Here is a 3,189-nt window from a genome sequence, read left to right on the forward strand (position 1 = left end):
CACCACACGGGCGGCGAGCTTCGCGCCCTCGGTCGGTGTCCGCGAGCTCACCGCCGTGGCATCCGCCCAGGCCTGGGCCGGGTCGAGCTGCCGGGCCGCGTCCAAATAGGACACGAAGGAGCGGAACACGTCGGTGAACTCGTCGAGCATGTCGGCGTCCAGCTCCGCACGGGCGAACGCCGAACCGGCGTGTGCTCCGAAGACGCGGACCAGTTCGGCGCCGCAGGTGGCGAAGTCGTGCGCGCCGTCGCGGGCCGCGGTGCCCTCGGCCTGAGCCGCGGCGACCTCGTCGGGGGACAGGAGGGAGGCGAACTGGTTCATCATCGCGTCGAAGTCCCGGTACAGGCTCGCCGGGGTCGGCGGTTCCGGGTCGAACACCACGAGCGCGGGCGCGCTGCCCTGCCGCTCGGCGATCCGCGCGGCGAGCTCACCGGCGAACATGCTGCCCGCGCAGTAGCCGAGCACGGCCCGCACCTCGCGCCCGCTCGCCGTCACCTCGGCCGCCCACAGATCGAGGTAACCGGCCGCGGTCAGGTTCGCCCCGTCCGCGGGCTGGCGTGTCTCCCACACGGCGACCGGGCCGCCGAGCCGGGGGGCGAGATCCGAGAAACTCGAATCCGACCGGCCGGTGGTGGCGAAATCGACCGCGAGCACGAGCTCGGACCGGCCGTCGTCCTTGAGCGTCTTCCATCCCTTGAGCTTCGTCATACGACCTCGTCCACTTCTCGGCGGCGCCGGCACTGTCGGAAAAGAAAGGGGATTTCACGAAAAGGGGCCGTGGTCTGATGCCGCGTCGCGGTACCAGGCCACGGCCCTTCTGGTGCGGTGCTCAGTCCTCGGAGATCCTGATCGCCTTGGACGGGCAGATGTGGTCGGCGATCTTCCGGGCGTCGGCGGCGTCGGCCGCCGCCGGGTACTCGGCCAGCAGGACCACCAGGCCGTCGTCGTCGCCCTGGTCGAACACCTTGGGCGCGCTGAGCACGCACAGCCCGGCCCCGATGCAGCGGGCACGATCCGCGTGGACCTTCATCCGGCTCACCATCCCACCATCAGTTTGTGCACCGGGGGGAGTCCGTCGACGAGCTGGATGGGCTCGCCGGTCTCGACCAGGTGCAGGTTCGGGAAGCGGGTGACCAGCGTCGCCAGGCAGAGTTCGAGCACCAGCCGGGCGACGTGCTGGCCGAGGCACTGGTGGATGCCGTACCCGAAGGCCAGGTGGTCGCGGGCGTCGCGGTGGATGTCGAAGGCGTCCGGGTCCTCGTAGACGGCCGGATCGCGGTCGCCGAGGCCCTTGAGCACGAGGATGCCCTCGCCCTCCTTGATCGTCACGCCGTCGATCTCGACGTCGGCGAGCGCGACCCTGGCGATGATCTCGTCGACCAGGCTGAAGTAGCGCAGCACCTCGTCGACGGTCCCCAGCGCGACCCCCGCGGGGTCGGCCCGCAGCGCGGCGAGCTGCTCGGGGTGGTCGAGCAGGGCCTGGGTGCCGAGCGCGATCCGGTTCACGATGAACTCGTAGCCCGCGATCAGGAGCATCTTGGTCATCAGGATCAGGCCGCGGTGGTCGAATTCCTGCGTCTCGCGGTTGCGGACGATGAAATGGCTGATGATGTCGTCACCGGGGTTGTTCTGCTTTTCCGTGACCAGCCGGTCGAAATGCTCCATCAGGCCGTCGTTCGCGGCCATCTTCTCTTCCATCGTGTACGAGTGCCGGGTGCCGACGAGCACGGCCGCGTTGTGCTGGAACTGGGCGCGGTCCTCGTCGGGGATCCCGGCCAGCTCACAGATCACCTGCGCGGGGATCGGGATCGCCAGCGAGCGCACGAGGTCGGCAGGCCCGCCGCCCGCCTCCATCGCGTCGAGGTGGGTGTCGATGAGCTCCTGCACCCTGGCGCGCAGTTTCCGCACGCGCCGGATCGTGAAGTTGGGCAACGCCATCTGGCGGACCGTGGTGTGCCGTGGCGCGTCCATGGTGACCATGAACGACTGCGAGTCCCGGTTGATCATGTCCAGGATCTCTTGCGGCGCCTCGAACCTGATCGGGAACGTGGGGTGCGGCTGCACGCTCATCCGCGGATCGTTCAGCAGCCGCTGGATCTGGTCGTGCCGGGCCACCAGCCACGCCTTGCTGCCCGACGGCATGGTGACCTTGGTCAGCGGACGGCCCTGCGGCAGCTCGTCGTACTCCGACAGCAGCGGGTTCGGCCACCCTCGTGGCGCGACAGGGCATTTCGCCAGCTTCTCCGTGGCGACTTCTGTCATCGGGGTTACCCCTTGTCCTTGTGGTGTTCGGTCGGTGAGTGGGCGGGGAGCTCTGGCATCGATGGTATGGACACACCGGCGCGGGCCGTCCCTCGCTTTCCGCTTGCTGCAACAGCACCGGAATTCGAAGAAAGTGAATTGCCGCCCGATATCGCCGAGCCATTTCCGAAAGTTGTATCTGTGCGCGACAGCGGTCGCCGGGTCGTGTAGTTCTTTGTCTGGAAGTTTAGGAATCCATAGCCAGTCTGGCCGGTATCCGCCAAATGGCACTGAATGGAATGAGGACAGATGTCTGACTCGTCAGCCACGGTTCTGCCATTGACCGCCGGTCAGGCCGGGATCTGGTACGCCCAGGACCTCAGCGGCCCGAACGCGACCTTTCACGCGGCGGCGTACCTCGACATCGCGGGTGCGGTCGACACCGGACTGTTCACCGCGGCGATGCGCCGGGTCGTGACCGAGGCCGAGGCGCTGCGAGCCAGGTTCGCCGACGAAGGTTCAGGGCCCGTGCAGGTGATCGAGCCCGTCACCGACTGGTCGGCCCAGCCCGTGCACGTCGTGGACCTCACCGGCGAGGGGCCGCGAGCGGCGCTCGACTGGATGTGGTCGGACACCCGGACCCCGGTCGACGTGTTCGAGGGGCCGCTGTACCGCTTCGCGCTGCTGAAGGTCGCGCCCGAGCGTTTCTTCTTCTACTACCGCTACCACCACCTGGTGATGGACGGGTTCGGCGCCGGCCTCGTCGCGGCCAGAGTCGCCGAGGTCTACACCCGGCTCGCGACCGGGCAGGACGCCGCCGAGGGCGCGTTCGGCCCGCTGCGCGAACTGGTGGAGGACGAGCTGGCCTACCGGAGCTCCACGCAGTTCGGCGCGGACCGGGACTTCTGGACGGACCGGTTCGACGACCGGCCGAGCGCGCCGAGACTC

The 3,189-nt window shown here is 68.6% G+C and carries 4 protein-coding genes; 1 reads left to right on the forward strand and 3 read right to left on the reverse strand.

Annotated elements, in window-relative coordinates; genetic code table 11:
* The 3 genes from QMK34_RS47100 to QMK34_RS47110 form a co-directional block, all read right to left on the reverse strand.
* Window positions 1-708, reverse strand: a 708-nt coding sequence (locus QMK34_RS47100; protein ID WP_326421553.1) for a hypothetical protein, incomplete at its 3' end; no start/stop codon positions are given.
* Between the two features lie 121 nt (window positions 709-829).
* Window positions 830-1,030, reverse strand: coding sequence for a ferredoxin (locus tag QMK34_RS47105; RefSeq protein ID WP_326421557.1), 201 nt, complete (start codon window positions 1,028-1,030; stop codon window positions 830-832).
* A 5-nt stretch (window positions 1,031-1,035) separates the two neighbouring features.
* Entirely contained in the window at window positions 1,036-2,262 is a 1,227-nt protein-coding gene (locus tag QMK34_RS47110; RefSeq protein WP_326421555.1) for a cytochrome P450, read from the reverse strand.
* Window positions 2,263-2,550: 288 nt separating this feature from the next.
* Here QMK34_RS47110 and QMK34_RS47115 point away from each other — a divergent pair.
* Window positions 2,551-3,189 (forward strand): condensation domain-containing protein (locus QMK34_RS47115; RefSeq protein WP_326421556.1); only part of this gene is annotated, 639 nt, incomplete at its 3' end.

It is taken from the genome of Amycolatopsis sp. H20-H5, from assembly GCF_035828755.1.
GTDB lineage: Bacteria > Actinomycetota > Actinomycetes > Mycobacteriales > Pseudonocardiaceae > Amycolatopsis.